This window comes from Nonomuraea sp. B12E4, assembly GCF_039871825.1.
Classification (GTDB): domain Bacteria; phylum Actinomycetota; class Actinomycetes; order Streptosporangiales; family Streptosporangiaceae; genus Nonomuraea.
This window is the reverse complement of record NZ_JBDPME010000018.1, coordinates 55,110-81,506: the sequence shown is the minus strand read 5'-3', so window position 1 is coordinate 81,506 and position 26,397 is coordinate 55,110. Positions and strand designations below refer to the sequence as shown.

General features: G+C 69.6%; 24 protein-coding genes. 10 read left to right on the top strand and 14 right to left on the bottom strand.

Features of this window, described 5'->3' with window-relative positions; genetic code table 11:
* Positions 1 to 4: 4 nt before the first annotated feature.
* From ABGB18_RS32635 to ABGB18_RS32610, 6 genes are all read right to left on the bottom strand, one after another.
* Positions 5 to 1,282 (bottom strand): thymidine phosphorylase, encoded by a 1,278-nt coding sequence (locus ABGB18_RS32635; protein WP_347699491.1) that lies wholly within the window; start codon positions 1,280 to 1,282, stop codon positions 5 to 7.
* A complete protein-coding gene (locus ABGB18_RS32630) occupies positions 1,282 to 1,683 on the bottom strand; it encodes a cytidine deaminase (protein WP_347699490.1) in 402 nt (133 codons plus the stop codon). Before ABGB18_RS32630 ends, ABGB18_RS32635 begins: the two co-directional genes overlap by 1 nt.
* Positions 1,680 to 2,960: an ABC transporter permease gene (locus tag ABGB18_RS32625; RefSeq protein ID WP_347699489.1), complete on the bottom strand. Its 1,281-nt coding sequence runs from the start codon at positions 2,958 to 2,960 to the stop codon at positions 1,680 to 1,682. The genes ABGB18_RS32630 and ABGB18_RS32625 overlap by 4 nt, the downstream gene beginning before the upstream one ends.
* A complete protein-coding gene (locus ABGB18_RS32620) occupies positions 2,957 to 4,099 on the bottom strand; it encodes an ABC transporter permease (RefSeq protein WP_347699488.1) in 1,143 nt (380 codons plus the stop codon). The genes ABGB18_RS32625 and ABGB18_RS32620 overlap by 4 nt, the downstream gene beginning before the upstream one ends.
* Entirely contained in the window at positions 4,099 to 5,697 is a 1,599-nt protein-coding gene (locus ABGB18_RS32615; RefSeq protein ID WP_347699487.1) for an ABC transporter ATP-binding protein, read from the bottom strand. The genes ABGB18_RS32620 and ABGB18_RS32615 overlap by 1 nt, the downstream gene beginning before the upstream one ends.
* An 83-nt stretch (positions 5,698 to 5,780) precedes the next feature.
* Entirely contained in the window at positions 5,781 to 6,845 is a 1,065-nt protein-coding gene (locus tag ABGB18_RS32610; protein WP_347699486.1) for a BMP family ABC transporter substrate-binding protein, read from the bottom strand.
* 306 nt (positions 6,846 to 7,151) lie between these two features.
* Here ABGB18_RS32610 and ABGB18_RS32605 point away from each other — a divergent pair, with 306 nt between their 5' ends.
* Positions 7,152 to 9,032 (top strand): Xaa-Pro dipeptidyl-peptidase, encoded by a 1,881-nt coding sequence (locus tag ABGB18_RS32605; protein ID WP_347699485.1) that lies wholly within the window; start codon positions 7,152 to 7,154, stop codon positions 9,030 to 9,032.
* 94 nt (positions 9,033 to 9,126) lie between these two features.
* On the opposite strand, the gene ABGB18_RS32600 is transcribed toward ABGB18_RS32605, so the two are convergent.
* Positions 9,127 to 10,350 (bottom strand): M20 family metallopeptidase, encoded by a 1,224-nt coding sequence (locus ABGB18_RS32600; RefSeq protein ID WP_347699484.1) that lies wholly within the window; start codon positions 10,348 to 10,350, stop codon positions 9,127 to 9,129.
* Positions 10,351 to 10,879: 529 nt separating this feature from the next.
* Between ABGB18_RS32600 and ABGB18_RS32595 the strand changes: the two genes are divergently transcribed.
* Positions 10,880 to 12,232 carry a peptide ligase PGM1-related protein gene (locus ABGB18_RS32595; RefSeq protein ID WP_347699483.1) on the top strand — a complete coding sequence of 451 codons (1,353 nt, stop codon included), beginning with the start codon at positions 10,880 to 10,882 and terminating at the stop codon, positions 12,230 to 12,232.
* Here ABGB18_RS32595 and ABGB18_RS32590 read toward each other — a convergent pair.
* Positions 12,204 to 12,488 (bottom strand): hypothetical protein, encoded by a 285-nt coding sequence (locus ABGB18_RS32590; protein ID WP_347699482.1) that lies wholly within the window; start codon positions 12,486 to 12,488, stop codon positions 12,204 to 12,206. The genes ABGB18_RS32595 and ABGB18_RS32590 overlap by 29 nt on opposite strands.
* 98 nt (positions 12,489 to 12,586) lie before the next feature.
* Between ABGB18_RS32590 and ABGB18_RS32585 the strand changes: the two genes are divergently transcribed.
* A complete protein-coding gene (locus tag ABGB18_RS32585; RefSeq protein WP_347699481.1) occupies positions 12,587 to 13,690 on the top strand; it encodes a D-alanyl-D-alanine carboxypeptidase in 1,104 nt (367 codons plus the stop codon).
* Here ABGB18_RS32585 and ABGB18_RS32580 read toward each other — a convergent pair.
* On the bottom strand, positions 13,679 to 14,743 hold the full coding sequence (locus tag ABGB18_RS32580) for a YihY/virulence factor BrkB family protein (RefSeq protein WP_347699480.1): 1,065 nt from the start codon (positions 14,741 to 14,743) through the stop codon (positions 13,679 to 13,681). The genes ABGB18_RS32585 and ABGB18_RS32580 overlap by 12 nt on opposite strands.
* Before the next feature lie 44 nt (positions 14,744 to 14,787).
* Positions 14,788 to 16,071: an amidohydrolase family protein gene (locus ABGB18_RS32575; protein ID WP_347699479.1), complete on the bottom strand. Its 1,284-nt coding sequence runs from the start codon at positions 16,069 to 16,071 to the stop codon at positions 14,788 to 14,790.
* A gap of 61 nt (positions 16,072 to 16,132) precedes the next feature.
* Here ABGB18_RS32575 and ABGB18_RS32570 point away from each other — a divergent pair, with 61 nt between their 5' ends.
* Positions 16,133 to 16,639, top strand: coding sequence for a MarR family transcriptional regulator (locus ABGB18_RS32570; protein ID WP_347699478.1), 507 nt, complete (start codon positions 16,133 to 16,135; stop codon positions 16,637 to 16,639).
* 5 nt (positions 16,640 to 16,644) lie between these two features.
* On the opposite strand, the gene ABGB18_RS32565 is transcribed toward ABGB18_RS32570, so the two are convergent.
* Positions 16,645 to 17,505, bottom strand: coding sequence for a haloalkane dehalogenase (locus ABGB18_RS32565; protein ID WP_347699477.1), 861 nt, complete (start codon positions 17,503 to 17,505; stop codon positions 16,645 to 16,647).
* 101 nt (positions 17,506 to 17,606) lie between these two features.
* Here ABGB18_RS32565 and ABGB18_RS32560 point away from each other — a divergent pair, with 101 nt between their 5' ends.
* The 4 genes from ABGB18_RS32560 to ABGB18_RS32545 all read left to right on the top strand — a co-directional run bounded on the left by ABGB18_RS32560 (position 17,607) and on the right by ABGB18_RS32545 (position 21,551).
* Entirely contained in the window at positions 17,607 to 18,101 is a 495-nt protein-coding gene (locus ABGB18_RS32560) for a MarR family transcriptional regulator (RefSeq protein WP_347699476.1), read from the top strand.
* Positions 18,102 to 18,231: 130 nt separating this feature from the next.
* Positions 18,232 to 19,422 (top strand): helix-turn-helix transcriptional regulator, encoded by a 1,191-nt coding sequence (locus tag ABGB18_RS32555; protein WP_347699475.1) that lies wholly within the window; start codon positions 18,232 to 18,234, stop codon positions 19,420 to 19,422.
* 289 nt (positions 19,423 to 19,711) lie between these two features.
* Positions 19,712 to 19,999 carry a hypothetical protein gene (locus ABGB18_RS32550; protein WP_347699474.1) on the top strand — a complete coding sequence of 96 codons (288 nt, stop codon included), beginning with the start codon at positions 19,712 to 19,714 and terminating at the stop codon, positions 19,997 to 19,999.
* A 652-nt stretch (positions 20,000 to 20,651) separates the two neighbouring features.
* Positions 20,652 to 21,551 (top strand): hypothetical protein, encoded by a 900-nt coding sequence (locus ABGB18_RS32545; protein ID WP_347699473.1) that lies wholly within the window; start codon positions 20,652 to 20,654, stop codon positions 21,549 to 21,551.
* Positions 21,552 to 21,614: 63 nt separating this feature from the next.
* Here ABGB18_RS32545 and trpS read toward each other — a convergent pair whose 3' ends face one another.
* A complete protein-coding gene (gene trpS, locus ABGB18_RS32540) occupies positions 21,615 to 22,619 on the bottom strand; it encodes a tryptophan--tRNA ligase (RefSeq protein ID WP_347699472.1) in 1,005 nt (334 codons plus the stop codon).
* 14 nt (positions 22,620 to 22,633) lie between these two features.
* Complete coding sequence (locus ABGB18_RS32535; RefSeq protein WP_347699471.1) at positions 22,634 to 23,947, bottom strand: hemolysin family protein; 1,314 nt, start codon at positions 23,945 to 23,947, stop codon at positions 22,634 to 22,636.
* Between the two features lie 86 nt (positions 23,948 to 24,033).
* Here ABGB18_RS32535 and galE point away from each other — a divergent pair, with 86 nt between their 5' ends.
* Complete coding sequence (galE, locus tag ABGB18_RS32530; RefSeq protein WP_347699470.1) at positions 24,034 to 24,984, top strand: UDP-glucose 4-epimerase GalE; 951 nt, start codon at positions 24,034 to 24,036, stop codon at positions 24,982 to 24,984.
* Positions 24,985 to 25,018: 34 nt separating this feature from the next.
* Positions 25,019 to 25,204, top strand: coding sequence for a hypothetical protein (locus ABGB18_RS32525; protein WP_347699469.1), 186 nt, complete (start codon positions 25,019 to 25,021; stop codon positions 25,202 to 25,204).
* Between the two features lie 176 nt (positions 25,205 to 25,380).
* Here the strand turns inward: ABGB18_RS32525 and ABGB18_RS32520 are convergent, their stop codons facing one another.
* The gene (locus ABGB18_RS32520) at positions 25,381 to 26,367 is read right to left on the bottom strand and encodes a malate dehydrogenase (RefSeq protein ID WP_347699468.1); all 987 of its coding nucleotides are present in this window, start codon (positions 26,365 to 26,367) and stop codon (positions 25,381 to 25,383) included.
* Positions 26,368 to 26,397 lie beyond the last annotated feature (30 nt).

Below are 26,397 nucleotides of genomic sequence, written 5' to 3'. Positions count from 1 at the left end.
GCGGCTACGGTGCGGTGATGCGGTCGATGACCAGGGGAAGCCGCTCCTCGCTCACCGCGCCCACCGCGTAGCCGCCCCGCAGGGCTTCGAGCGCACGCTCGAAGCGGCCCGTCTCATCGGCGTGCAGCGTCAGCAGCGGCTGTCCGGCCCGCACCAGATCGCCCGGCTTGGCGTGCAGTGTGACGCCCGCCCCGAAGGACACCGGATCCTCCTTGCGCGCCCGCCCGGCGCCCAGCCGCCACGCGGCCAGCCCCACCGCGTACGCGTCCAGCCGGGTCAGCACGCCCGACTCCGGCACCTCCACGGTCATGGTCTCGGCCGCGCTGGGCAGCAGGGCGTCCGGATCGCCGCCCTGGGCGGTCACCATCCGCCGCCAGGCGTCCATGGCCGACCCGTCCGCCAGCGCCTTGGCCGGGTCCTTGCCCGCGATCCCGGCGGCCTCCAGCATCTCCCTGGCCAGCCGTACCGTCAGCTCCACCACGTCCTCGGGACCGCCGTCGGCCAGCACCTCGACGGCCTCGGCGACCTCCAGCGCGTTGCCGACGGCCCGCCCGAGCGGCCGGTCCATCGCCGTCAGCAGCGCGACCGTGCGCACGCCCGCGTCCGTGCCGAGCGCGACCATGGTCTCGGCGAGCTCCCGGGCCGTCTCCGGGGTCTTCATGAACGCCCCGGAGCCCACCTTCACGTCGAGGACGAGCGCGCCGGTCCCCTCGGCGATCTTCTTGGACATGATCGACGAGGCGATCAGCGGGATCGACTCGACGGTGCCGGTGACGTCGCGCAAGGCGTACAGCTTCTTGTCGGCCGGGGCGAGCCCGGAGCCGGCGGCGCAGACGACCGCGCCCGCCGAGCGCAGGACGTGCAGCATCTCGTCGCCGGACAGCGAGGCCCGCCAGCCGGGGATGGACTCCAGCTTGTCCAGCGTGCCGCCGGTGTGGCCGAGGCCGCGCCCGGACAGTTGCGGCACGTACGCGCCGCAGGCCGCCACCAGCGGGGCCAGCGGCAGCGTGATCTTGTCGCCGACGCCGCCCGTCGAGTGCTTGTCGGCCGTGGGCCGGTCGAGCCCGGACCAGTCCATGCGCTCGCCCGAGCGGATCATGGCCTGCGTCCAGCCGGCGATCTCACGCCGGTTCATGCCGTTCAGCAGGATCGCCATGGCCAGCGCGGACATCTGCTCGTCGGCCACCTCGCCCCGGGTGTAGGCGTCGATCACCCAGTCGATCTGCGCGGCCGTGAGCTCGCCGCCGTCGCGCTTGGCGCGGATGACCTCGATGGCGTCCATCACGCGCTCTTGCTGAGGTCGGCGGGACCGAACGCGTACGGCAGGATCTCGGCCATCGGCTTGGGCCCGTCCACGGTCTCGACCAGCAGGTCCTCGCCGCCGAACTCGTAGAGGAGCTGACGGCAGCGCCCGCACGGCATCAGCAGCTCGCCATGACCGTCCACGCAGGTGAAGGCCACCAGCCGGCCGCCACCGGAGAGCTGCAGCGCCGACACCAGCCCGCACTCGGCGCACAGCCCGAGCCCGTAGGAGGCGTTCTCGACGTTGCAGCCGGTGACGACCCGGCCGTCATCGACGAGCGCCGCCGCCCCCACGGGAAATTTGGAATAAGGCGCGTACGCGTTGCGCATCGCCTCCGCCGCCTCGGCCCGCAGGCCGTCCCAGTCGACGTCGATACTCAATGTTGTTCCCCCCGGCGATAGCGCACGCCGTCGGCCTTGGGCATCCGCAACCGCTGCGAAGCCACCAGCAGCACGAGCAGCGTGAGCACGTGTGGTGTGATGAAGACGAACTCGTTAGGAAGCTGGTCGACGGTCAGCCAGAGCCAGAAGAGCACGACCATTCCCGCGGCGGCGAGCGCCATCAGGGTGTATTCCCTTGTGCCCCGGGCCGCCAGCTCGGCCGGCCGGTCGGACACGGTGAGCCGGCGCACCTGCAACCCAAGGTAGACCAGCAGCAGCACCGCGCCGAACAGGAAGAACGACGTGACCGCCCCGGAGCTGCGCAGTTGCAGGCCGTCGGCGTAGCCGAACAGCGCGGCACCGGCCGCGAGCCCGCCGGGCCGCCAGTTGCCGAAGATCATCGCGGCCAGGCCGATGAACCCGCGCCCGGCCGTCTGACCCTCCACGTACTTGGTGGAGACGAAGACCAGGAACACGCCGCCGAGCCCGGCGAACGCGCCGGAGATGATGACGGCGATGTATTTGATCCGGTAGACGTCGACGCCCAGCGACTCGGCCGCCCACGGGTTCTCGCCCACCGAGCGCAGCCGCAGGCCGAAGGCCGTGTGCCAGAGCACGAAGAAGGTCAGCGGGAGCAGCAGCACGGCCAGGATCACCAGCACGCTCACATTGTGGGTCAGGCCGCGCAGGATTCCCGCCAGGTCCGCCAGCAGGAACCAGTGCGTGTCCTCCAGCCGGCCGAGCACATCGGGGCCGTCAGACAGCAGCGGCAGGCTGGCCTGCCACGCGGACGAACTGATCGCCGGCGAGGTGGTGATGCCGGCGCCCGCGTCGGCCGCCGGCGTGCCCTCCTTGAAGAGCACCTCGGACAGGAAGCGGGTGACGCCGGGCCCGAGCAGGTTGATCGCGACGCCACTGATGATGTGGTCCACGCCGAAGGACACGGTGGCGATGGCGTGGACGAGCCCGCCGAGCGCGCCGCCGAGCAGCCCGGCCAGCAGCGCGGCCACGGGCCCCCACTGGTATCCGGCCCAGCCGGCGAACCAGGTGCCGAGCACCATCATGCCTTCGAGGCCGATGTTGACCACGCCGGCCCGCTCCGCCCACAGCCCGCCCAGCCCGGCCAGGCCGATCGGCACCGCCAGCAGCAGCGCGGCGGCGAACGTGCCGGAGGAGGTGATGTCGTTCTGGCCCGACACGACGCGCACCAGCGACATCAGCAGGATGAGCGCGGCGACCGCGACAAGCGCCACGTGGTATTTGCCGACCCTGCTCATGCTCCCACCTCAACCGGGATGTTCCTGCCGAGCTGCTGGGCGGCTCGCCGTTCTTCGAGTCTGTTGGCGAACCGGTTGGTCACCTCGTTGGCCACGACGACCAGCAGCACGATCATGCCCTGGATGATCGTGATGACGGACGCGGGGACGTCGGCGAACTGCAACGCGCCCTGAGCCCGGTCGAGGAAGGCGAACAGCAGCGCCGCGAACGCGATGCCGACCGGCTTGTTCCGGCCGAGCAGCGCCACCGCGATGCCGAGGAAGCCCAGGCCGGCGGTGAAGGTGGAGGTGTAGGCGCCCTTGTCGCCGAGCAGCTCCGGCAGGCTGATGAGCCCGGCGATCGCCCCGGAGAGCACCATCGCCGCGATGGTCATCTTCTTCGGGTCGACGCCCGAGGCGAGCGCGGCCTGGCCGTTGAGGCCGCTGGCCTTGATGCTGAAGCCGAAGCGGGTGCGCTCCAGCACCACCCAGACCAGCACGCCGAGCACGACGGCCCCGATCAGGAACCCCCACACGCCGCCCCCGCGGGTCGGCTCCGGCTGCCCGAACCAGTCGAAGATGAAGTTGAGGTTGGGGAACATGGCCGACTCGGGGAGCTCAGGCGTGGTCGTGTTGAGCGACCCCTCGGCGCGTGGTCCGGAGAACGGCCCGCGTACGAGGTAGGACGCCAGGTTGATCGCGACATAGTTGAGCATGATCGTGGCGATGACCTCGTTCACGCCCCTGGTGACCTTCATGACCGCGGGGATCAGCGCGTACAGGCCGCCCACGGCCGCCGCGACCACGATGATCACGGCGATCTGGATCGGCGCCGGCGCGGTGAACGTAGAGCCCACGTACGCGGCGACGATGCCCGCGAGCCGATACTGGCCCTCCACGCCGATGTTGAAGAGGTTCATGCGGAAGCCGACGGCCACCGCCAGCCCGGCGATGAACAGCGGCACCGCCCGGTTGAGGAAGGTCGCGATGCCGTTGGCCACCGTCGCCGGTCTCGAACCGAAGTCGAAGAACGCGCCGAGCGCGGCGAGCGGGCTGGCCCCCGCGGCGATGATGGCCACGCTGGAGATCGCGATGGCCAGGAGGATGGCGATGACGGCGCCGACGAGGGTGAGCAGCGCCCGGTTGAGCCCCGCGGGCATCACGTCTCCTCGGTGTCGGCGATGGCGCCGGTCATGTAGCCGCCCAGCCGCTCGGGCGTGAGGTGGGAAGGGTCGAGTGCGGCCACGAGCCGTCCCCGGTAGATGACGCGCAGCGAGTCGGACAGGCCGATCAGCTCGTCGAGGTCGGCGGAGATGAGCAGCACCGCCAGCCCGGCGGCCCTGGCCTCGCGCAGATGGTCCCAGATGGCGGCCTGCGCGCCGACGTCCACGCCCCGGGTGGGGTGGGCGGCGATGAGCAGCTTGGGCTCGCCGCTCATCTCGCGCCCCACGATCAGCTTCTGCTGGTTGCCGCCGGACAGGGCCAGCGCCAGGGTGTCCACGCTCGGGGTGCGTACGTCGTAGTCCTTGACGATGCGCTCGGTGTCGGCCCTGGCGGCCCGCCGGTTGACCCAGATGCCGCGGCGCGCCGGGGGCCTGGTCTGGTGGCCGAGCACCCGGTTCTCCCACAGTGACGCCTCCAGCAGCAGACCCTGCCGGTGGCGGTCCTCCGGGATGTAGCCGATGCCCGACTCCCTGCGCCTGAGCGTGGACCAGCCGCTGATGTCCCGGCCGCCCAGCTCCACGCTGCCGTGCGCGGGGCGGATGCCCATGATCGCTTCGATCAGCTCGGACTGGCCGTTGCCCTCGACCCCGGCGATGCCGAGGATCTCGCCCTCGTGGATCTCGAAGGACACGTCGTCGAGCAGCAGCCGCTTGCCCTCCTCGCGCAGCCGGTCCAGGTAACCGGTGTCGTTCGGGGCGGGGCGGTGGCCGTCGGCCTCCATGGTGACGCCCGTGACCTTCAGCGCCACGCGGTCGGTCACCGTGGACTCGCGGGTCTCCGGCGTGGGCAACTCGCTGCCGACCATGAGCTCGGCGAGCTGCCGCGCGGTGACGTCTGCGGGGTTCACGCTGGCGACCGTGGTGCCGCGGCGGATCACGGTGATCGCGTTGGCGATGTCGAGCACCTCGTCGAGCTTGTGGGAGATGAAGATGACCGTCAGGCCCTCGGACTTGAGCCGGCGCAGGTTCTGGAAGAGCTCCTCGACCTCCTGGGGGACGAGCACCGCCGTGGGCTCGTCGAGGATGAGGATGCGCGCGCCGCGGTAGAGGACCTTGAGGATCTCCACCCGCTGGCGGTCGCCCACGCCGAGGTCCTCCACCAGCCTGTCCGGATCGACCCGCAGCCCGTGGTCCTGGGCCAGCTCGATGATCCGCGCCCTGGCCGCGGCGGTGTCGAGCAGGCCGAGCCGCTTCGGCTCGGCGCCGAGGACGATGTTCTCCAGCACGGTGAGGTTGTCGGCCAGCATGAAGTGCTGGTGCACCATGCCGATGCCGGCGCCGATGGCGTCGCTGGGGGTGCGGAAGCTGACCTCCGCGCCGCCGACCTTGATCGTGCCCTCGTCAGGCTTCTGCATGCCGTAGAGGATCTTCATCAATGTGGACTTGCCAGCGCCGTTCTCCCCCACGATGGCGTGCACCGTGCCGGGTTGGACGGTGATGCGGATGTCGTGGTTCGCGACGACGCCGGGGAAACGCTTGGTGATGCCCTCCAGCTCTACGGCGGGTTTCGCCGTGGCCAGGGTGTCAGCACTCATCTCGCCTCTCCTACAAGGGGGTTCGGATAGACGAAGGGCCCGAAGCCGAGAACTCCGGGCCCTTGGTCGAGTCCGTACCCAGGTTACGGCTTGGCCGGAACCGTGATCTTGCCGTCGACGATGTCCTTCTTGGCAGCGTCGATCTTGTCCTTGATGTCGTCGATCTCGCCGCCGGTGGTGGACAGGCCCACCCCGTCGACCTTGAGGTCGTAGGTGACATCGGTGCCGCCCTTGGCGCCGCCCTGGAAGGCCTTGATGTACTCGAAGACGCCGACGTCGACGCGCTTGAGCATCGAGGTCATGATGACCGGCTGCAGATCGGTCTCCTTGATCGTCTGGCGCTGGTCGGAGTCGACGCCGATGGCCTTCTTCTTGGCCGCGGCCGCCGCCTGGAAGACGCCCAGGCCCGAGTCGCCGGCCGCGTGGTAGACGATGTCCGCGCCGTCCTGGAACATCTTCTCGGCCGCCACCTTGCCCTTGTCAGGGGCCTTGAAGCCGCTGAAGTCGCCGTCAGGAGTGAGGTACTTGATGTCGAGCTTGATGTCCGGCTTGACCGACTTCGCGCCGGCCACGAAACCCGCCTCGAACTTCCTGATCAGGTCGCTCTCGACGCCGCCGACGAAACCGAGGTGGTTGGTCGTGGTCTTGTTCGCCGCGGCGACGCCCGCCAGGTAGGAGCCCTGCTCCTCGGCGAACAGCAGGCCGGTCACGTTGGGCGCGTTGGAGGCGGAGTCGACCACCGCGAACTGCAGGTCGGGATATTCTCCCGCGACCTTCTTGACGTCCTCGGCGTAGGCGAAGCCGACCGCGATGATCGGGTTGTAGTCGGCGTCGGCGAGCTGGCGCAGCAGGTCACCGCGGTTGGAGCCGTCGGAGCTTGGGCTCAGCTCCTTGATCTCAGCGCCGAGCTCCGTGTGGGCCTTCTCCAGGCCGGCGTAGGCAGCGTCGTTGAAGGACTTGTCACCACGCCCGCCGACGTCGAACGCGAGCCCGACCTTGAGCGCGCCCTTCGCGTCGCCGGTCGTCGCGCTGGGGTCCTCACTGGCCGTGGTCCCCCCGCCGGTGCCACCGCCGCAGGCGGTCGCTGCCATGAGCATGACGCCGACGACCGTGCCGAACGCCATCCTGTTGAATCGCTTGCCGAGCAAGGCGACTCCCTTCCTGTTCCCCGCCGTCTTCCTCTCGCCGTCAAGAAACTTCGTCACAGACGCGAAGAAACGTACGGCACCTGCACGGAAGATAGTTGCTTGACCAGGGCATACCAAACCGTGGAACGGGGTCGCAACCGCTCCGTTATCGACATCAGGCGGGTCTGTGACCTGAAGCTGACTTCAGGCACTCCTCTCGTCTCTGGAAAATTTTGTGCAATTTCAGCACACTCGTACCCCTTGCCCCCGGCCCGATCTTGGACAAGATTCCCAACCATCGGAGGAAATTTCGTATCGGAGCCCAGCATGCACCCTTGGAAGGCCTTAGCCGTGCCCCTGGCCGCGCTGCTCGTCGCGACCATGACCGGCGCCACCCCGGCCACCGCCGACACCCCGGCCATCAAGATCGAGAACAACGCCACCCAGCCCGTCTTCTCCCGCGCCGACGCCGTCAAGCAGACGGTGTTCGTCGAGGTGGCGGGAACCGACAGCGACCACGACGGCCAGGCCGACCGGGTCGCCGTGGACATCCTGCGGCCCAAGGAGACCGACCAGGGCCTCAAGGTCCCGGTGATCATGGAGGCGAGCCCCTACTTCGCCGGCGGCAACGACGTCTCCAACCACCCCGTGGACGTGGACGAGAACGGCAACCCGCTGCCCACCCTGCGGGCGCTGGTCGACAAGCTGGCCGCCGAGCCGTTCGACGGCTACTACGACAACTACTTCCTGCCCCGCGGCTACGCCATCGCGCTGGTGGAGAACCTCGGCAGCGGCCGCGCCACCGGCTGCCCGACCTCCGGCGACGTCAACGAGACGGCCGGCCCGAAGGCCGCGATCGACTGGCTGAACGGCCGCGCCAGGGGCTTCGACGCCGACGGCAACCCGGTCGAGGCCACCTGGTCCACCGGCAAGGTCGGCATGATCGGCGTCTCGTACAACGGCACGCTGCCGAACGCGGTGGCCGCGACGGGCGTCAAGGGCCTGGAGACGATCGTGCCGATCGCCGCCATCTCCAGCTGGTACGACTACTACCGCGCCAACGGCGGCGTCCTGGCCCCCGGCACGTTCCAGGGCGAGGACCTGGACGTGCTCGCCAAATACGTGCTGACCAGGGAGAACGGCCAAGCGGCCTGCGGCGCCCTGATAGACCGGCTCACGGCCGACCAGGACCGCGTCACCGGCGACTACAGCCCCCTCTGGGACGCCCGCAACTACATGAACGACGTCCGCAAGGTCAAGGCCAGCGTCTTCCTGGTGCACGGCCTCAACGACTGGAACGTCAAGACCAAGCAGTTCGCGCAGTGGTGGTACGCCCTGGCCAAGCAGCACGTGCCGCGCAAGATCTGGCTGCACCAGGGCACCCACATGAACCCCTTCAACCTGCGCACCGCCGAGTGGCTGCGCCAGTTGCACGGCTGGTTCGACTACTGGCTGCACGGCATCGACTCGGGCATCATGCGCGAGCCGCAGGCCGACGTGGAGACCGCGGCCGGCCAGTGGGAGCGGCACGCCTCGTGGCCGCTGCCCGGCACCGCCACCGTGCCCCTCTTCCCGGGCTCGGACTCGAAACTGAACCTGCTGCCCCGGCCGCTGTCGCCCAAGGAGTCCTTCGTGGACCAGAAGACGCGCACTGCCGAGCAGCTCGTGGAGGCCACCGGCAAGGATCCGAACCGGCTGGCGTACGCGACCGGCACCCTGCCCACCGACGTGCGGATCTCCGGCACGCCGACGGTCTCGGTGCGGGCATCGTTCAAGGACGGGGCGTCACCATACCTGACGGCCCTGCTGGTGGACTACGGCACCGACGTCCGCCCGAACGGCACGCTGGTCTCGACCGGCGAGAACTACTGCTACGGCCAGGGCATCCCGGGTGACACCGGCTGCACCACGCTCAGGACGCTCGGCACCGCCACCACCCCCTACAAGATCGTCACCCGCGGCTGGCTGGACGTGCGCAACCGGCACCGCGCGGACAGGACCGAGCCGCTGCGCGCGGGTAAGGACTACAGCTTCACCTGGGACTTCCAGCCGACGGACTATCTGTTCAAGAAGGGCCACCGGCTGGGCCTGGTGATCCTCTCGACCGACTACGACTACACCCTGCGCTACCCGCCGGGCACCAAGGTCACGGTCTCGCCGGGGCTCTCGTCCCTGCGGCTGCCCGTGACCTTCGGCAAGCTGCACTGACCGGAAACCCCCGCGTGAGCAGTCACGCGGGGGTTTCCGGACGGCCCGCCGCCTCAGCGCGGCGGGCTCGCTCACGTCAGGGCCGGGCCGATCCTCACGCCAGGGCCGAGGTGATCGAGTCGAGTGGGCCGACCTCCCACAGGGCGGTCAGCGCGGTGGCGGTCATGACCCGCACGCCCGTCGCGATCGCCCGCTCGTCCACGTCGAACGTGCCCTGGTGGATGTCGTAGGTGATCCCGTCGGGCGAGCGGGTGCCCAGGCGGCCGAACGCGCCGGGGATCGACTCCAGATACCAGGCGAAGTCCTCGCCGCCGAGCGACTGCTGCGTGGGCACCACGGCGTTCGAGCCCAGCACCCGCTCGGTGGCCTCGGCCAGCATCTCGACGCTGACCTCGTCGTTGACCACCGGCGGCACCCCGCGCGTGTAGTCCATCGTGGCCTCCACGCCGTAGGCGCTCGCCACCGACTCCAGCAGGGACTTGATCAGGTCGGGGGCGGCGTGCCAGGCGTTCTCGTCGAGGCAGCGGACCGTTCCCTCGGCGATGCCGCCGTCGGGGATCGCGTTGGCCGCCGAGCCCGCCTCGACCCGGCCCCAGACGAGGCTGAGCGAGGAGCGCGGGTCGATGCGCCGTGACAGGGCGGCGGGCAGCTCGGTGAGGATCTTGGCGAGCGCGAAGACCAGGTCGGCGGTCAGGTGGGGGCGGGCGGTGTGGCCGCCGGGGCCCGAGACCCGGACGGCCAGCCGGTCGCAGGCCGAGGTGATCGGGCCGGGCTTGAGCCCGACCTGGCCGACGTCCACGCGGGGGTCGCAGTGGAGGCCGAAGATGCGGTCGGCGCCGCTGATGCCGCCGTGCGCCATGACCTCCAGCGCGCCGCCGGGCAGCTCCTCGGCGGGCTGGAAGATCAGCCGCACCCGGCCGGGCAGCAGGCCGGCCTCGGCCTGCTGGGCCAGGAAGATCGAGGTGCCGAGCAGCACCGTGGTGTGCACGTCGTGCCCGCAGGCGTGGCAGGCCCCGGCGACGGTCGAGCGGTAGGCCACGTCCTTCTCGTCCTGGAGGGGCAGCGCGTCGATGTCGGCGCGCAGCGCCACGGTGGGGCCGTCGCCGGTGCCCACCTCGCAGATCAGCCCGGTGCCCCGGGGAAGCACCGAAGGGGTCAGCCCGGCGGCGGTGAGCCGCTCGACGATCCGCTCGGTCGTACGATATTCGGCGAAGGCCAGCTCAGGGTGCATGTGGAGGTCGCGGCGGAACGCCACGAGATCCTCCTCGGTCTCCGCCAGGAACGCGTCGAGTTCCCCCCGAAGCTCACGTCCCCGCATATGTCACCATCCCGTCCTATGCCGCGCGCCTCATAATGTCCTGACCAACGCGGCTCATGCGCTGTAGAAACTCGTCATCCCGCGGTGGCCACCCGGTGGAGCGGCCGCTCGGCGAGTCAAAAGACACACCCGGTGGTCGGGCGCGAGATCGTCAGCACGGGCTTTGCGCTCATCGGTCGCGAGGCCGCTGCAGCCGGGAGCACAGCGGTGGCCGTGAGCCCGATGTCGATGCTTCGACTTTATCCCTCTCGCGCGTCTCCTTGCCGACAGATACTCCAGAAGTTGGCTCATGGACAGCCCAAAACCGCAGGTGGTCACGGTCCGTGAAGGTCCCTCTGATCCGGAAATAGTCACAAGGGATCATTAGATCGTGACCCGATGTCGCCACTTCCAAACGTGGTCAGCGATTCCGAATCCTGTCACCTTCCGTCATGGTCATGACACTTCGGCGATGGCTGCATTTGAGAAGAATGCGTGTTTCACTCGCTATATGATCACTAATATCCCGTTCGGGGAGAAGTGTGCTGGGTTGAGCATCTTCAAGCCGAGCGAGGGGACCCTGGTGGTCGTACCCTCGCTCTCCCTGCCGCAGGATGAGCTCCGCCGGATCACGGCAGCCAGATCGTACGAGGAACGCCTGCTGTTCCTGCTGCTCTCGCTCCGTGAGCCCGGGGTCAAGGTGATCTACCTCTCGTCCGCGCCCATCGATCCCGACATCATCGACTACTACCTCGGATTCCTGCCCGACCCGGATGACGCCGCCAAGCGGCTGACGCTCATCAGCCTCGACGAACCCTGGTCCCAGCCGCTGACCAAAACGCTGCTCTCCCGCCCAGACGCCATCGAGCGACTACGCTCGGAGATCGACGGCGACGCCTGGGTGGTGCCGTTCGTCCTGAGCGAGTTGGAGGAGGAGCTCGCCTCGTTACTCAGCGTTCCCCTCTACGGTCCCGCCACGTCCCTTTCCTATTACGGTTCCAAGAGCGGGGCTCGCGAGGTGGGACAGGAGGCGGGCGTGCCCATGCCGCGCGGGTTCGGCGACGTACGGACGGCGCTGGAGATCGAGGAGGCGATCGAGGCCCTGCCTGGCGAGCGCGTGATCGTCAAGCTGAACGACGGCTACTCCGGGCTCGGCAACGCCATCGTCCCCAGGACAGACCGGGGGCTGACCAGCTTCTCGATGGCGGGCGAGACCTGGACCAGCTTCACCGCGAAGATCAGGGACCGGGGAGCGGTGGTCGAGGAGTACATCGAGCACCGGCCGCTCTACTACCCGAGCGCGCTGGCCTGCATCACGCCCGGCGGCCAGGCTCAGGTGCTGGCCACGCACGACCAGGTGCTCGGCGGTGCCAACGGCCAGGTCTACCAGGGCTGCACGTTCCCGGCGGCGCCCGAGTACCGGGCCGAGGTGGGCGCGTCGGCCGACCGGATCGCGCGGATCCTGGCGAAGCGGGGCGTGGTCGGGCTGTTCGGGATGGACTTCTTCGCGCTGAAGGCCGACGCCGGGTACGCGGCGCTGCTGTGCGAGATCAACCTGCGCATCGGCGGGACCACCCATCCGTTCGGGGCCGCCGTGATGACGACCGGGGCGACGTACGATCCGGCAACCGGCCTCCTCATGTCCGGAAATCAACCGAAGTACTACACCGCGACCGACAACTGCGCCGCAGCCTGCCTGCGCGGCGCCTCCCCGGGCGACATCACGCGTACGGCCGAGCGGCTGGGGATCGGGTTCGACGCGGAACGGCGCACCGGGAATGTCTTCCATCTGCTCGGAGCCCTTCCCGAGCATGGCAAGCTGGGCTTCACCTCGATCGGCGACTCCCGCGAGGAGGCGGACGAGCTGCACGCCCTCACCCGGCGTCTCCTCTGCGGCTCCTGACCGAAGCGGCGCCGCCGGAAGAGCCGCTGGCAGCAGCGTCGCTGCCAGCAGAGCCACCGGCCGAAGCCCCGCGCAGGCCGCGCCAGCCGATGACGCCCACCACGACGGCGAGGACGATGTTCACCGCGATCAGGATGCCATGCACCACGTAGAAGCTGGTCGGATGGCCGTCGGCCAAGTTAAACCCGAGATTGACCCACTCGAAGATCATGAACACGCCGAGGACGATGAGGAATCCGGCGATCTTTCGTGACATGAATGCCTCTCAGCTATCGAAGGTGGATCATCGGGGCATGTGTCGCCACATGGGCATTAACACGGAGCTACGCTGAGACCGCCATGTGGACGAAAATCATGCCAATAGCGGCACTCATCGCCTCGGCCTCGCTCACCAGCGGGACCGCATATGCCGCGCCGACAACGCCGGTCGGCGGTGAGGCACTGGGCAACCGCGGTCTGGTGGCGCCCCAGGGCGTCAATAAACCGCCCAAGACCCAGGCTACTTCGTATGTTGTCGCTGATGTCACCACGGGAGAGGTGCTCGCGGCGAAGGACGCCCACGGACGCTATCTGCCGGCCAGCACGCTGAAGACGCTGACCGCGCTCACGCTGATCCCCAAGCTCGACAAGAACCGCACGATCAGGCCCAGCCAGAACGCGTGCAACCAGGAGGGCAGCGCGGTCGGCCTCTCGGTCAAGGCCAGGTACAAGATCGATGATCTGTTCAAGGGGCTGATGATGTCGTCGGGCAACGACGCCGCCATGGCCCTGGCCGAGGTCAACGGCGGCCTCGACAAGACCATGCGGGACATGAACGCCGAGGCGAAGCGGTTGCAGGCGTACGACACCGTGGCCAAGACGCCGAGCGGCCTGGACAAGCCCGGCCAGAGCAGCTCCGCCTACGACCTGGCGCTGATCGCCCGCGCCGGCCTCGCCAACTCCGAGTTCCGCCGGTACATCAGCACCAAGGTCGCCGACTTCCCGGCCCCGAAGGGCAAGCACTACCAGATCAGCAACCACAACAAGCTGCTCTGGCGCTACGACGGCATGGTCGGCATCAAGAACGGCTGGACCTCGAAGGCGCTGGGCAGCTTCGTGGGCGCCGCCACCCGCGGCGGGCACACGATCGTGGTGAGCATCATGCGGCACGAGGGCGGCTTCTGGGACGAGGTGGCGCAACTGCTGGACTGGGGCTTCTCGGTCAGGGGCAAGGCCACGGCGGTCGGCCGGCTCGTGGACCCGCTCCCCGCGGCGCAGGCCGCTCCCCCGCAGGCGGGGTCCGTGCCGCTGACCAAGGTCACGCCGGCCGTCCAGCCGCCGCTGCTGGGCACGGCGGCCTCGAAGCAGACCGACTACAGCAAGACGGTCGGGATGGTGGTGATCGGCGGCGGGCTGCTGTTCGGGCTGGTCTGGCTGGGGTTCGGGATCCGCCGCCGGCGCGGCGGCTCACGCTCCTGACGCCCCGTCCCGATCGTCCCCGGACGCCACACCCGGCCGGCTCCGGGGCGCCGGACCCCCGTTGGCGCCGGGCGGCCCTCCCCCGTCGGCGCGCGCACGCGGCGCGGGCTCCGCACCGCCCTCCACCGCCGCGCCCGAGGGCGGGATCGGGGACGGGGACGGTGGCGGGCAGAACCCGGTGGTGGCCGTCCAGGCGGCGACGTAGAGCACGAGCCTGGCCGAGATGTTGATCCAGATGAGCAGTCCCACGATGATGGCGAAAGTCCCGTAGACCAGATTGTTCAGCGTGTGCCCGAGCACCAGGGTGGCCAGTTGCTTGAGCAGCCCGAAGCCGATCGCGCCGAGCAGCGCCCCCCTGGCGATCACCTTGAACGGCTGGGCCGTCCTGGCCACCCACCCCAGCAGGATCAGGAACAGCAGCCAGTCGGCCGCCACGCTCGCCGCCACCCCCACCGCCCTCAGCCCGAGAGCGGCCCCCATCGACTCCCCGCCGAAGACGGAGTGCACGAACCTGTCCGTGGCCCAGGTGGCGAACCCCGCGACCGGCACGGACACGACCAGCGTTCCCCCGATCATGAGGAGCGTGGCCAGGTCACGTAGCTTGCCGACGAAGAAGTTGAGCGGCGGCTCGGTGGTCATCGACATCTCGCGCAACGCCCCGCGCAGCGCGTCCATCGCGCCCAGCCCCGCGTAGAGGAGACCGAGCAGGCCGACGATACCGGCCGCCTCCTTGGACCTGGCGATGGCCTCGAGGTTGAGCCCGTTGGCGATCACCGGTAGTCGCTCGACGATGGCCGCCTCCAGGGCCTTCCTGGTCTCCTCGCTGGCCGCCACCACGAACCCGAGCACCGCGTACGCCAGCGCCACCAGCGGGAAGAACGACAGGAAGGCGAAATAGGTGACCGAACCGGCCAGCCGGTCGCCGGACTGCCCGTGATACCGGCGTACCGTCCTGATCAGGTGGTCGAGTGACAGCCTGCGGACTCGCCAGTGGTCCACCCTCCCCCGGACCCATGACTTCACCGACCCGATCCGCCGCACCAGACCCGTCATCGCACTCTCCTCGGGGACCCCCTACCCCCGAGTAAGGCCGACGATCACGCCGCCACCACCGCGCCGGCCGTCTCCGCCAGGTCCGCGAGCACCGCGCCGAGGTCGTGGTGGAGCAACCGCCCGTCACGCTTGACCACACGCCCCGCGACCATGACCGTGTCGACCGAGCTCGTGTCGGCGTTCAGCACGACGGCGGCGATCGGGTCGTGCGCCGCCGCCATGCCCGGCGTGTCCGTGCGCAGCAGCACCACGTCGGCCTGCTTGCCCGGCCGCAGCGACCCGACGACGTCGGCCAGCCCGACCACCTGCGCGCCCTCGATCGTGGCCATGCGCAGGGCGTCGCGGGTGGTGAAGCCGAACCCGGCGCCGTCGGGGCGGCCGCGCTCCAGGAGGTGGGCGGTCCGCATCTGGCTGAACATGTCCCCGGACGAGCACACCACCGTGTCGGCGCTGAGCCCGGCCGGGATTCCCGCCGCCCTGGCGCGCCCGGTGGTGGGGTAACCGAGCCCCAGGTTCATCTCGTCCACCGGCGAGATCGAGACGGTGCCGCCGGCCGCGGCGATGCGCTTGAACTCGTCGTCGGTGTAGTGCAGGGCGTGTACGAAGGTGGTGGGGGTGGCGAGCAGCCCGTTCTCCTCCAGGAACGCCAGCCCCCGCCGGGCGCTCTCCCCGCCGTGCCCGCCGAGGTGCGCGGTGACCGGCAGGCCGAGGTCCGCGGCCAGGCGCCACTCCGCCAGCGCGTGCTCCTCGTCCGCGATCTCCGGCCCCAGCGCGGCGATCACCATGGTGACCAGCCCGCCGGTGGTGTCGAAGAGCCGCTCGCGCACTCCCCGGGCCGTCGCGGCGAGCCCGTCGGTCGGGCCCGCGTAGCAGTAACCGAACACGGCCCTGATGCCGGACTCGTGCAGCGCCGCTACGGCGGAGTCCGTGTGGTCGGGGGTGGACTGCACGTGCGACCAGTCGAGGAGCGTGGTGATGCCGCTGTCCAGGCATTCCAGCGCGCCGGCGAGGTTGCCGGCGTGGACGTCGCGGGGGCGGTGGCGGGGGGCGAGCTCGCCGAGCACGCGCCGCACGTACTCGGTGAAGGCGATGTCGGGCGCGACGGCCCTGATGCCGGCCTGCCAGGTGTGCCGGTGGGTGTCCACGAACCCCGGCAGCACGATCCGCCCGGTCGCGTCGATCACCTCGGCGTGCGGCCCGGCGGGCAGGTCGGGCCCCACCTCGGCGATGGTGTCGCCGTCGATCCGCACGTCCAGCCGGCCCAGCACGACGGGCTCGGGCTCGGTGTCGACGACGACGCCGTTCTTGATCAAAGTCGTGGTTTCCATGATGAAAAGCTTAAAGAGAAGCTTTTAAGAAAGCAATATGCCGATGGGTATCCTCAGGAGCGTGAAGCCGGATGAGATCGACGAGCTGACCTCGCGGTGGGAGGAGGCCGGCATGCCGTCGTCTCTCATCACCGCCCTGGCGCTGAGCAAGCGCATGTCGCGGATCAACCTGCTGTTCGAGCAGGCGGTCAAGGCGGAGCTGGTGGAGCTGGGGCTGACGTACGCCGAGTTCGACGTGCTGGCCGCGCTCAACCGGGCGGCGCCGCCGCACCGGATGAAGCCGAGCGAGCTGTCGAAGTCGCTGTTCCTCACCTCGGGAGGGATCAGCAATGTGCTGCAGCGGCTGGCGGCGGCCGGATACGTGGAGCGCGAGGCCAACCCGGGCGACGCGCGCAGCCGCTGGGTGCAGCTCACGGACGAGGGGCGGCGCGTGGCGACGGCGGCCCAGCAGGCCTCCGCGGAGGCGCACGCCGCCCTGATGGCCGGGGTGCCGGAGGAGGCCACCCGGCAGGCGGCCGACGCGCTGCGCGAGATCCTCGCCCACGTGGGCCGCCGCCGCTACCGCTGACCCACTCAGGCTCCGAGGCGGCGGGACGCCCAGCCGCTGACGGCGGCGGCGATGGCCTCGGGCTTGTCCTCCTGCGCGTGGTGCCCGGCCGCGCCGCAGTGCGCGATCTCCAGGGCGGCGACGTGCCCGGCGCACCAGGCCGCCAGCTCGTCCCTGATCAGCAGGGTCGGGGAGGTGTCGAAGGTGAGCAGCAGCTTGGGCACGTCCGCGCTGCTCTCCAGCCACTTGCCGTAGCCGTCGACCCGCTCGACGACGTCGGCGGGCTCGCCGTCGAGCGGGAACGAGCGCGCCCACTCCAGCAGCGGGCGGCGGCTCTCGCGCGTCGGGTACGGCGCCAGGTAAGGCGCGATCTCCTCCTCGCTCAGGCCGGTCAGCACCCCTCCCGTGAACGCCGTCCGCACCAGGTAGTCCTGGCCCAGCGCCAGCGACTCCCCCTCGGGGCCGCGCAGGGCCACCGACCGGGCCCGCGCGCCCTCGCCCAACTCGTCCCAGCTCATCGAGCGGACGAACGTCTCCATGAACGCCACGCCCCGCACCCGCCCCGGATGCCGGGCCGCCCAGTCGAGGGCGAGCACGCCGCCCCAGTCGTGCCCCACGAGCACGACCCCCTCCAGCTCCAGCGCGTCGAACCAGGCGTCGAGGTAGCGGGCGTGGTCACCGATCCGGTACGGCACGTCTGGCTTGCCCGAGCGGCCCATGCCGATGAGGTCGGGGGCGAGCAGGCGGCGGCCGGGCTCGCGGACCCCCGGCAGCACCCCCCGCCAGGCGCGTGACGAGGCCGGGTTGCCGTGCAGGAAGACGTAGGGGACGCCGGCGCCGGAGTCCTCGTGGTACATGGTCGAGTCGAGCACGTCGATGGTGGGCATGCCGATCATCCTTCGTGATTCGTTTGTGAGACTAACGTTTGCGATACTAACGGACACTACATCGTTAGTCCAACTAACGCCAGCGGGATAGGATCATCGTCATGACGGACGCCATGGACGAGCAGGACACCTCCGCCCCGCTGCGGCTGCCGCCCAGCCGGATGCTGTCGCTGGTCGCCATGCACGCCGACCGGCTGGTGAGCGAGGGACTGGCCCGCGAGGGCGCGCGCAAGTGGCACTACGCGGCCCTCATGGCGCTGCACCAGGCCGGGCCGATGAGCCAGGCGGCACTGAGCAGGCTCACCGGCGTCTACCGCAGCGATCTGGTGGCCGTCATCAACGAGCTGGCCGAGCGCGGCTTCGTCGAGCGTGCCCCCGACTCCGCCGACCGCCGGCGCAACGTCGTCACCATCACCCCGCAGGGCCGTACGCACCTGCGGCGGCTCTACACGCTGGTGACCGAGCTCCAGGACGACGTGTTCGCCCCCCTGACCGGGCCGGAGCGAGAGCTGCTGACCGGCCTGCTGACCCGCCTCATGGAGCACCACTCACCTCAGGGCCCTTCCTGGAGCTCCAGCCGCCCGATGTCGCCCTGACCCTGGAGCTCCAGGAATTGGCGCTCCTTCTGACTGTCCGACCCCTCTGAGCAGCGCGGAAACCGATGCAGGCGATCTTTACTGGCCCTAGCCTGTGCATGTCAGGAACGATCCAGGAGGCGTCGCCCCCATGGCCGAAATCAGCACCGGGCAGATGGTCAGGCTCCAGCGCGAGCGGCGGGGCATGAGCACCACCGCGCTGGCCACCCAGGCCGGCTGCACCCCCAGGCACATCGAGCTGATCGAGCACGGAAAACGCACCCCCTCGCTGCCTCTCCTTCGGGAGATCGCCAAAGTGCTGGGCGTGCGCACCGCCGTGCTCTTAGGAGAGGCCCCGCGCGACTCCCACGAGCCCAGCAGGCCGCAGATCAGCGACATCGAGCGCGCGTTGTTCACCTGCCGCTCCATGGCGCCCGACATCGAGCCGCCGGACGTCGAGCAGCTCTCCGAAAGGGTGGCGGCGGCCCGCAACGCCTGGTTCACCTCGACGCGCCGCTACTCGATCCTGATGGCCGCCCTGCCCTCCCTGATCACCGACGCGGAGAACCTCGCGCTGGAGCGTACGCCGAGCGCGTACAGCGTGGCCACGGACGCGTACCTGCTGGCCAGGGGGGTGCTCAAGCACCTGCGGCGGGTGGATCTCGCGCATCTGGCCGCGGAGCGCGCGATGCGCTTCGGCGAGGAGTCGGCCGATCCGCTCATGACCGCCTGGGCCTACTGGTCGCTCGGACAGTCGATGCTGTCGGACGACATGCACCAGATCGCCTACGACATCGCCCGGCGCGGCATCGAGCTACTCGAACCGCACGTCGCCGACGGGGACGAGCGCCACGTCAAGGCCTTCGGCGCGCTGCACCTGCTCGCCGCCATCGGCGCGGCCCGCTCGGGGGACGAGGACGAGGCCAGGGAGACGATCCGCGGCCCGGCCGCGCGGCTCGCCGAGCACGTGGCCGACTGCTCGGGCGTCTACGACCTGGCCTTCTTCGGGCCCACCAACGTGGCCATCCACATGGCCAGCCTGGAGAACGACACCGGCCGCCCCGAGGCGGTGCTGCGCATCGCCGACGACATCGACCTGCGCGGCACGCCGTCCATCGAGCGCCGCACCACGCACCTGTGGCATGTGGCCCGCGCCTGCGAGGATCTCGGCGACGACGCCGCCAGCCTGCTCCACCTGCTGCGGATCGAGCGTGAGTGCCCGGAGGAGCTGGACCACAAGCTGCTGCTCAGAGAGATGGTGCGATCCCTCGCCCGGCGCGCCCGCCCCTCGTGGGCCCCGGAGGTGCGCCAGCTCGCCGAGCGCCATTGCATCCCGATCTGACCTGCGAACTCCGAGTTCGGCCGGGGCGAACGAGGAGATCGGTCGCCCGAGTTCGTCACAGAGGGGTGTTTGGATGCCACGCTGCGTTCATGACCACAGCGCCAAGTGCCGATCTCGTCATGCAACGACTGCTTCAGGAGGCCATCCGGGAGTTTCCCGGGTGGTCATTCGAACGCGATCATTCCGGTTGGACCGCCATCCACGGCGAGACCCGGCTCACCAGGTCGAGTCTCGCCGCCCTGCGCGCACTGCTGCGGGTCCACCGGGCGACACGACGGAGGTGACCTGGATGCCCTTCGAGGGCCGGGCCGGTAGGCCGCTCGAAAGCGACGGACAGTTCATGGCACGCCAGCTCGACGTGCTGCGCACCACGTATCCGGGGTGGGAGATCCACCTTGGCGCCGACGGGCCCGGCGCGGCCCGGTGGACGGCCGAGCTGCGGCGGCCGGTCACGGCACAGATGCTGGCGGCCGGGATGCGGGAACGCCTGGTGAGCCACGACGCCGTCACGCTCGCCTCGGCCCTGGCCCACCAGGCGTGCCTGCTCCACCGGAGATCCAGCCACTGGCCCGGCTGACCCCACGACGCCCCGGCTCGCCCCCTCAGCGGACAAGTCGCACGATTGCCCCGGGTCGCCACATGTGATGCATTGGACGCGGATCGCCGCAGTCCCGAAGTTCGGCCCCTGGGTGGCGGATGTCGGACCGGCCGTGGCGGATGCCTGGCGACGGCCACAGGCGCTGACGGCGGCGCACCCCAGGGGCTGACGGCCGGGCGCGCCAGACGCTGACAGCCGGGCCGCGCCGGTTCTGCTCCGGCCGCCGTCGCACCCACCGAGAACCTGCACTAAAGTCCATAACTGGGACAGACCAGGCCCCTGCCCACCCGTGGGCAGGGGCCATTTTTCTTTGCCGGTGTTTGGGAATCGTCCGGCAGGCCGAGTGTGCCGTTCCTTGCCGAATGAACGATCGGGTATTGACGCTTTTTCACCGGCTCTTTCCCGGTTATGGGGAGTACGGCTTCGGCGTGGCGTTGTGGTGCGGCTCGCGCCGAGTGTAAGCATCGTACCGGTCTCTGATGGCTCGCCCAGTGGGCAGGCACCGGCCTTAATCCGGCTTACGAGTCAAATCGCGCCCATGAGCCGCATTCCGAAAGGAACGTATATGTTCACGCCAAATCCCCGGACAAAGGCCGCAGCCGCCCCCACCCGGCCGAAGGCGCGTCACCCGATGAAGAAGATGGCGGTGTCGACCCTGCGCGGCTCTCTCGTGATGGCTCTGGTCGCCGCCACGGCTCCGGCGGCGCGTGCGGAAAGCGAATACGACTGGTTCGACTTTGCGGGCGACACGTATTCCACATCGGCCAAGAAGCCGCGGAAGACACCCACGGCCACACCCGCGGCCACACCCGCGGCCACCGTGACCGTGACCGAGACGCCCACCGCGTCCGAGACACCCACCGCGTCGGAGACACCCACCGTGTCGGAGATACCGACCACGTTCGACAGGCGGCGCTTCTTCCGCCCGCGCCGTCCCCACCTCAACACCCACCTCGGCGACGGGCGATGCGACGAGCGCCTCTTCTACAAGGTCAACCACCTCTCGCCGCGGAACTTCTTCCTGCCCCGCACCCGCTACATCGACGGCCCCGGAGGCTCGATGACGGTGACCGTCACGCGGGAGCATGAGGTTACCGCGTTCCTGGAGAGCGAGAGCGAGCGGACGAACAGCATCTCCCACTCGGAGGAGTTCGACCGCCCGGACGACGCCAATAACGCGAACAACCTCCAGGGCAACTTCCAGGGCAACTTCCTGAATGACTTCCCGGACGTGACCACCGAGGAACTCATCAGCCAGTTGCGCCGGCTGGGACTGCCCCACCTTGAAGAGCGGCACATGGTCTTCTCCGGGCACGAATACACCCGGGACATCAGCGACGGAAAATACGGCAATATGTGGTACCGCGTCTTCGGTTACCGGGTCGGCTGGTCAGCCTGGTCGGTGCTCGGCACGTGCCGCCACGTGCTCGTCGACAAAGGCCTCGCCAACATTCCCTCCCGGGTGGAGGGCTGGCGTTACTGGGAGACCGACAGGCCCCGCTTCAAGGGCCGCCTGCTGTCGAAGAAGTAAAGCCTCGGCGGGCTCCCGTCGTTTCGCATGTTCGCGGGCGACGGGAGCCTTTTCTTTTCCGGCTTACAGCTTGGGCAGGAAGCCCACGCGCTCCCGTACGTCCGCCATCGTCTGCCGGGCCACCTCGGACGCGCGCTCCGCGCCGATGGCCAGCAGCCGGTCGAGCTCCTTCTCGTCCGACAGCAGCTTCTCCGTGCGCTCCCTGATCGGGTTGAACGTCTCCACCACCGCCTCGGCCACGTCCTTCTTGAACGTGCCGTATCCCTGGCCCTCGTAGCGGGTCACCAGGTCGGGGATCGGAGTGCCGGTCAGCGCCGACTGGATGCGGAGCAGGTTGCTGACGCCCGGCTTGTTCTCCTCGTCGAAGAGCACCTCGGAGCCGGTGTCCGTCACCGCCCGCATGACCTTCTTACGCAGCGGGCCCGGCTGCTCCAGCACGTCGAGGATACCCGCGGGGCTGGAGGACGACTTCGACATCTTCGCCGTCGGATTCTGGAGGTCGGTGATCTTCTCGACCTCCTTGGGGATGTACGGCTCCGGCAGCGTGAACGTGTCACCGAACCGGTGGTTGAAGCGCTGCCCCAGATCCCGGGTCAGCTCCACGTGCTGCTTCTGGTCCACCCCCACCGGGACCTGGTTGGCCTGGTAGAGCAGGATGTCGGCCGCCTGCAGGATCGGGTAGGTGAACAGGCCGACGCTCGCGGCGTTTTCCCCGAACTTGGCGGACTTGTCCTTGAACTGCGTCATCCGCGCCGCCTCCCCCATCCCGGTGAGGCAGATCAGCACCCAGGCGAGCTCAGTGTGCTCGCGCACGTGCGACTGCACGAAGACGGTGGACCGCTCGGGGTCGAGCCCGCAGGCGAAGAGCTGGGCGGCGGCCACGCGGCTGCGGCGGCGCAGCGCGGCGGGCTCGGTGGGCACGGTGATCGCGTGGAGATCGACCACGCAGTAGAAGGCGTCGTGGGTCTCCTGCATAGCTACCCACTGACGCACGGCACCCAGGTAGTTGCCCAGATGGAAGGAGTCCGCCGTGGGCTGGATGCCGGAGAGTACACGAGGTCTGGCCATAGCAGGCAATTCTGTCAGGAATCCTGGTCGGCGGGCGACTCGGCCACCGCGCGGCGTTTCACCCTGACCCGGGCGATGCGCCGGCCGTCCAGCTCGGTGACCGTCAGCTCGAACCCCGAGAACTCGACCCTCTCCCCGGCGGCGGGGACGTGCCCCAGCATGGCCATGACGAACCCGGCCAGCGTCTCGTAGGGGCCGTCGGGCAGCCGGATGCCGGTCTCCGTGGCGAAGTCGTTCAGGTTGGTCAGGCCCTCGATCTCGATCTCCCCGGCGGGCAGGATGACGACCTCCTCCTCGACGTCGTATTCGTCCCTGATGTCCCCGATCAGCTCCTCGACCAGGTCCTCCATGGTGACGATGCCCGCCGTGCCGCCGTATTCGTCCACCACGATGGCCAGGTGCTGCCCCTCGTCGCGCATCTCGTTGAGCGTGGTGAGCAGCCGCTTGGACGCGGGCACGAACTTGGCCGCCCGAATCGGAACGACCGCGCTGATCGGCTCGGTCCGGCCGGTCAGCTCGGGGTCGAGCAGGTCGCGTACGTGGACGAAGCCAACGATCTCATCGTAGGACTCGCGATAGACAGGAAAGCGTGAGTGCGGGAGCCCGGCGGCCAGCCGCGCCGCCGCGTCCAGCGGCGTGTCGGCGTCCATGAACTCCACCTCGGTACGCGGCAACATCACCTCCCTGAGCTGCCGTTTCCCGGCCGCGAAGACCTCGTTGATCAGCTTGCGCTCATCGGCGGTCAGATCGGTGTGCCCGACCACCATGTCCCGCAGTTCCTCGGTGGTGACCTCCTCCCGGTCGGCCGCCGGGTTGCCGCCGAGCAGCTTCACCACGCCGTCGGTGGACTTGGACAGCATCCAGATGATCGGCCGCGACAGGGACGCGATCCGGTCCAGGAACGGGGCCACCACCAGCGACAGCCCCTCGGCCCGCTGCAGCGCCAGCCGCTTGGGCGCCAGCTCCCCCAGCACCAGTGACACGTACGAGATGGCCAGCGTCACCAGCACCAGCCCGAGCACGGGCGCGACGGCTTCGGGCACCCGCCAGCCCTCCAGCACGGGCTCCAACTGCGCGCCCAGCCGGTCGGCGCCGAACGCGGCGGACAGCATGGTGGCGACGGTGACGCCGATCTGCACGGCGGACAGGAACCGGTTGGGGTCTCGGGCCAGCTTGGCCACGCGCTCGCCTCTGCGGCCCTTGCGGGAGAGCTTGCGGACCTGGCTGTCCCGCAGGGAGACCATGGCCATTTCGGCGGCGGCGAAGAACCCCCCGATCAGAATGAAGAGCAGAACCAGGGCGATGTTGGCCGCGACGGTGTCAAACATGGTGGTTGGCAGCGTACTCGGCGGCTTTCCCGCGTATGCTGAACCGCGAGCCGTACAAAATCAAACATATTTGCACAGGAGTGCACATGAGGCTACTGGTCACCGGCGGTGCCGGATACATCGGGAGTGTTGTCGCGGCGCAGCTCGTCGAGGCGGGACACGAGGTGACCGTACTCGACGACCTGTCAACGGGACATCAGGACGCGGTACCGGAAGGTGCCCGATTTGTCCAAAAATGCATCACTCAGGCCGACGAGGAGCTCGACGGCGTGGACGCCGTGCTGCACTTCGCCGCCAAGTCGCTGGTGGGCGAGTCGGTGGCCCAGCCCGGACTCTACTGGTCCAACAACCTGGGCGGCACGCTGGCGCTGCTCGACGCCATGCGCGACCGGGGCGTGGGGCGGATCGTGTTCTCCTCGACGGCGGCCACGTACGGCGAGCCCGAGCGCTCTCCCATCGAGGAGGGCGACCCCACCCGCCCGACCAACCCCTACGGCGCCACCAAGCTGGCCGTGGACACGGCCCTGACCACGTTCGCCCGGACCCGGGGGCTCGGCGCGGTGAGCCTGCGCTACTTCAACGTGGGCGGCGCCTACGGCCGCTTCAGCGAACGGCACACGGTCGAGACCCACCTCATCCCCAACGTGCTCAAGGTCGCGACCGGAGAGCGCGAGTCCGTCAGCGTGTTCGGCACCGACTACCCGACACCCGACGGCACCTGCGTGCGTGACTACATCCACGTCTCCGACCTGGCCAAGGCCCACCTGATGGCACTCGACGCGATCGAGCCGGGCGGCCACCGGATCTACAACCTGGGCAGCGGCACCGGCTTCTCCGTGCAACAGGTGATCTCGGTCTGCCGCGAGGTCACCGGCCACGAGATCCCCGCCGTCGTCGGGGACCGGCGGCCCGGCGACCCGGCGGTGCTGGTCGCCTCGTCCGCCCGGATCGAGCGGGAGCTCGGCTGGAAGGCCGAACGGCCGTCGCTGAGCGACATCGTTTCCGACGCCTGGCAAGCGCTTTCGGGAAAAGCGTGATATGCGAGCCTAATGTGTGCTCTGATACGCAAATGTGAGGAGTCTTTCACCAAGGGTCACCAAGCTGCTCTTCGGTGCCCTGGTTGTCGCGGGCAGCCTGATGGCCGCCGCCGGCGTGATCTTCGTCACCCCTCGGCCCTCCCCGGCCGAGCAGCCGGCGACGTGCCCGGAGATGGCGAGCCCCAGCCTGACCACCTGCCCCGACACGGCCAGCCCGTAGCGGGGCCCGCCTGGGCCCTTCGCGGCCCCCTGGCGTGGCGGTGAGCGGTGGGGACGGCGCCCACAGCCCCGCGGACTCACGGCGCCACGGGCGCGCACGCGCGCCCGGACAACAGGGTGGTCGCCTGAGACGCGAACGCGCGCCCCGCGACGGGGGGCGCGCGTTCAGCGGGGCTTTCAGATGAGGCCCAGCTCCTTGACCGCGTCGCGCTCCTCGCTCAGCTCGCGCACGCTGGCGTCGATGCGCTCGCGCGAGAACGCGTCGATCTCCAGGCCCTGGATGATCTCGAACTTGCCGTCCACCGCGCGGACCGGGAAGGACGAGACGAGCCCCTCGGGCACCCCGTAGGAGCCGTCGGAGACCACGGCGGCCGAGGTCCAGTCGGTGCCGTTGACCCAGTCGTGGACGTGGTCGATCGCCGCGTTGGCGGCGGAGGCGGCCGAGGAGGCCCCCCGGGCGTCGATGATGGCGGCGCCGCGCTTGGCCACCGTCGGGATGAAGGTCTCCCGCAGCCACTCGGCCTCCACCTGCTCGGCCGCGGCCTTCCCGCCCACCTCGGCGTGGAACAGGTCGGGGTACTGGGTGGCGGAGTGGTTGCCCCAGATCGTCATCTTCTTGATCTCGGTCACCGGGATCTGCAGCTTGGCCGCGAGCTGCGACAGCGCGCGGTTGTGGTCGAGCCTGGTCATCGCGGTGAAGCGGTCGGCGGGCACGTCGGGCGCGTGCTGCTGGGCGATGAGGGCGTTGGTGTTGGCCGGGTTGCCCACGACCAGGACCCGGATGTCGTCGGCGGCGTGGCCGTTGATCGCCTTGCCCTGGGGGCCGAAGATGCCACCGTTGGCGCCGAGCAGGTCGCCCCGCTCCATGCCGGCCTTGCGCGGCATCGCGCCGACCAGCAGGCCGATGTTGGCGCCCGCGAAGGCGACGTCGGGGTTGTCGGTGATCTCGATGCCGGACAGCAGCGGGAACGCGCAGTCGTCCAGCTCCATGGCGGTGCCCTCGGCCGCCTTCACCGCCGCCGGGATCTCCAGCAGGCTGAGCTTGACCGGAACATCGGCGCCGAGCAGCTGCCCCGACGCGATGCGGAACAGCAACGCGTAGCCGATCTGGCCGGCGGCTCCGGTGACGGTGACCTTGACGGGCACAGTGGCTGACGACGCCATGGCCTTCCCCTAACTCGCAGGACGAATCAT

What these genes read in the sequence shown, in the direction of transcription:
- ABGB18_RS32635 (WP_347699491.1), bottom strand. Translation starts at nt 1,282, where the DNA reads ATGGACGCCATCGAGGTCATCCGCGCCAAGCGCGACGGCGGCGAGCTC.
- ABGB18_RS32625 (WP_347699489.1), bottom strand. Translation starts at nt 2,960, where the DNA reads ATGAGCAGGGTCGGCAAATACCACGTGGCGCTTGTCGCGGTCGCCGCG.
- ABGB18_RS32620 (WP_347699488.1), bottom strand. Translation starts at nt 4,099, where the DNA reads ATGCCCGCGGGGCTCAACCGGGCGCTGCTCACCCTCGTCGGCGCCGTC.
- ABGB18_RS32615 (WP_347699487.1), bottom strand. Translation starts at nt 5,697, where the DNA reads ATGAGTGCTGACACCCTGGCCACGGCGAAACCCGCCGTAGAGCTGGAG.
- ABGB18_RS32605 (WP_347699485.1), top strand. Translation starts at nt 7,152, where the DNA reads ATGCACCCTTGGAAGGCCTTAGCCGTGCCCCTGGCCGCGCTGCTCGTC.
- ABGB18_RS32600 (WP_347699484.1), bottom strand. Translation starts at nt 10,350, where the DNA reads ATGCGGGGACGTGAGCTTCGGGGGGAACTCGACGCGTTCCTGGCGGAG.
- ABGB18_RS32590 (WP_347699482.1), bottom strand. Translation starts at nt 12,488, where the DNA reads ATGTCACGAAAGATCGCCGGATTCCTCATCGTCCTCGGCGTGTTCATG.
- ABGB18_RS32585 (WP_347699481.1), top strand. Translation starts at nt 12,587, where the DNA reads ATGCCAATAGCGGCACTCATCGCCTCGGCCTCGCTCACCAGCGGGACC.
- ABGB18_RS32580 (WP_347699480.1), bottom strand. Translation starts at nt 14,743, where the DNA reads ATGACGGGTCTGGTGCGGCGGATCGGGTCGGTGAAGTCATGGGTCCGG.
- ABGB18_RS32575 (WP_347699479.1), bottom strand. Translation starts at nt 16,071, where the DNA reads ATGGAAACCACGACTTTGATCAAGAACGGCGTCGTCGTCGACACCGAG.
- ABGB18_RS32565 (WP_347699477.1), bottom strand. Translation starts at nt 17,505, where the DNA reads ATGCCCACCATCGACGTGCTCGACTCGACCATGTACCACGAGGACTCC.
- ABGB18_RS32560 (WP_347699476.1), top strand. Translation starts at nt 17,607, where the DNA reads ATGACGGACGCCATGGACGAGCAGGACACCTCCGCCCCGCTGCGGCTG.
- ABGB18_RS32555 (WP_347699475.1), top strand. Translation starts at nt 18,232, where the DNA reads ATGGCCGAAATCAGCACCGGGCAGATGGTCAGGCTCCAGCGCGAGCGG.
- ABGB18_RS32550 (WP_347699474.1), top strand. Translation starts at nt 19,712, where the DNA reads ATGCCCTTCGAGGGCCGGGCCGGTAGGCCGCTCGAAAGCGACGGACAG.
- ABGB18_RS32545 (WP_347699473.1), top strand. Translation starts at nt 20,652, where the DNA reads ATGAAGAAGATGGCGGTGTCGACCCTGCGCGGCTCTCTCGTGATGGCT.
- trpS (WP_347699472.1), bottom strand. Translation starts at nt 22,619, where the DNA reads ATGGCCAGACCTCGTGTACTCTCCGGCATCCAGCCCACGGCGGACTCC.
- ABGB18_RS32535 (WP_347699471.1), bottom strand. Translation starts at nt 23,947, where the DNA reads ATGTTTGACACCGTCGCGGCCAACATCGCCCTGGTTCTGCTCTTCATT.
- galE (WP_347699470.1), top strand. Translation starts at nt 24,034, where the DNA reads ATGAGGCTACTGGTCACCGGCGGTGCCGGATACATCGGGAGTGTTGTC.
- ABGB18_RS32520 (WP_347699468.1), bottom strand. Translation starts at nt 26,367, where the DNA reads ATGGCGTCGTCAGCCACTGTGCCCGTCAAGGTCACCGTCACCGGAGCC.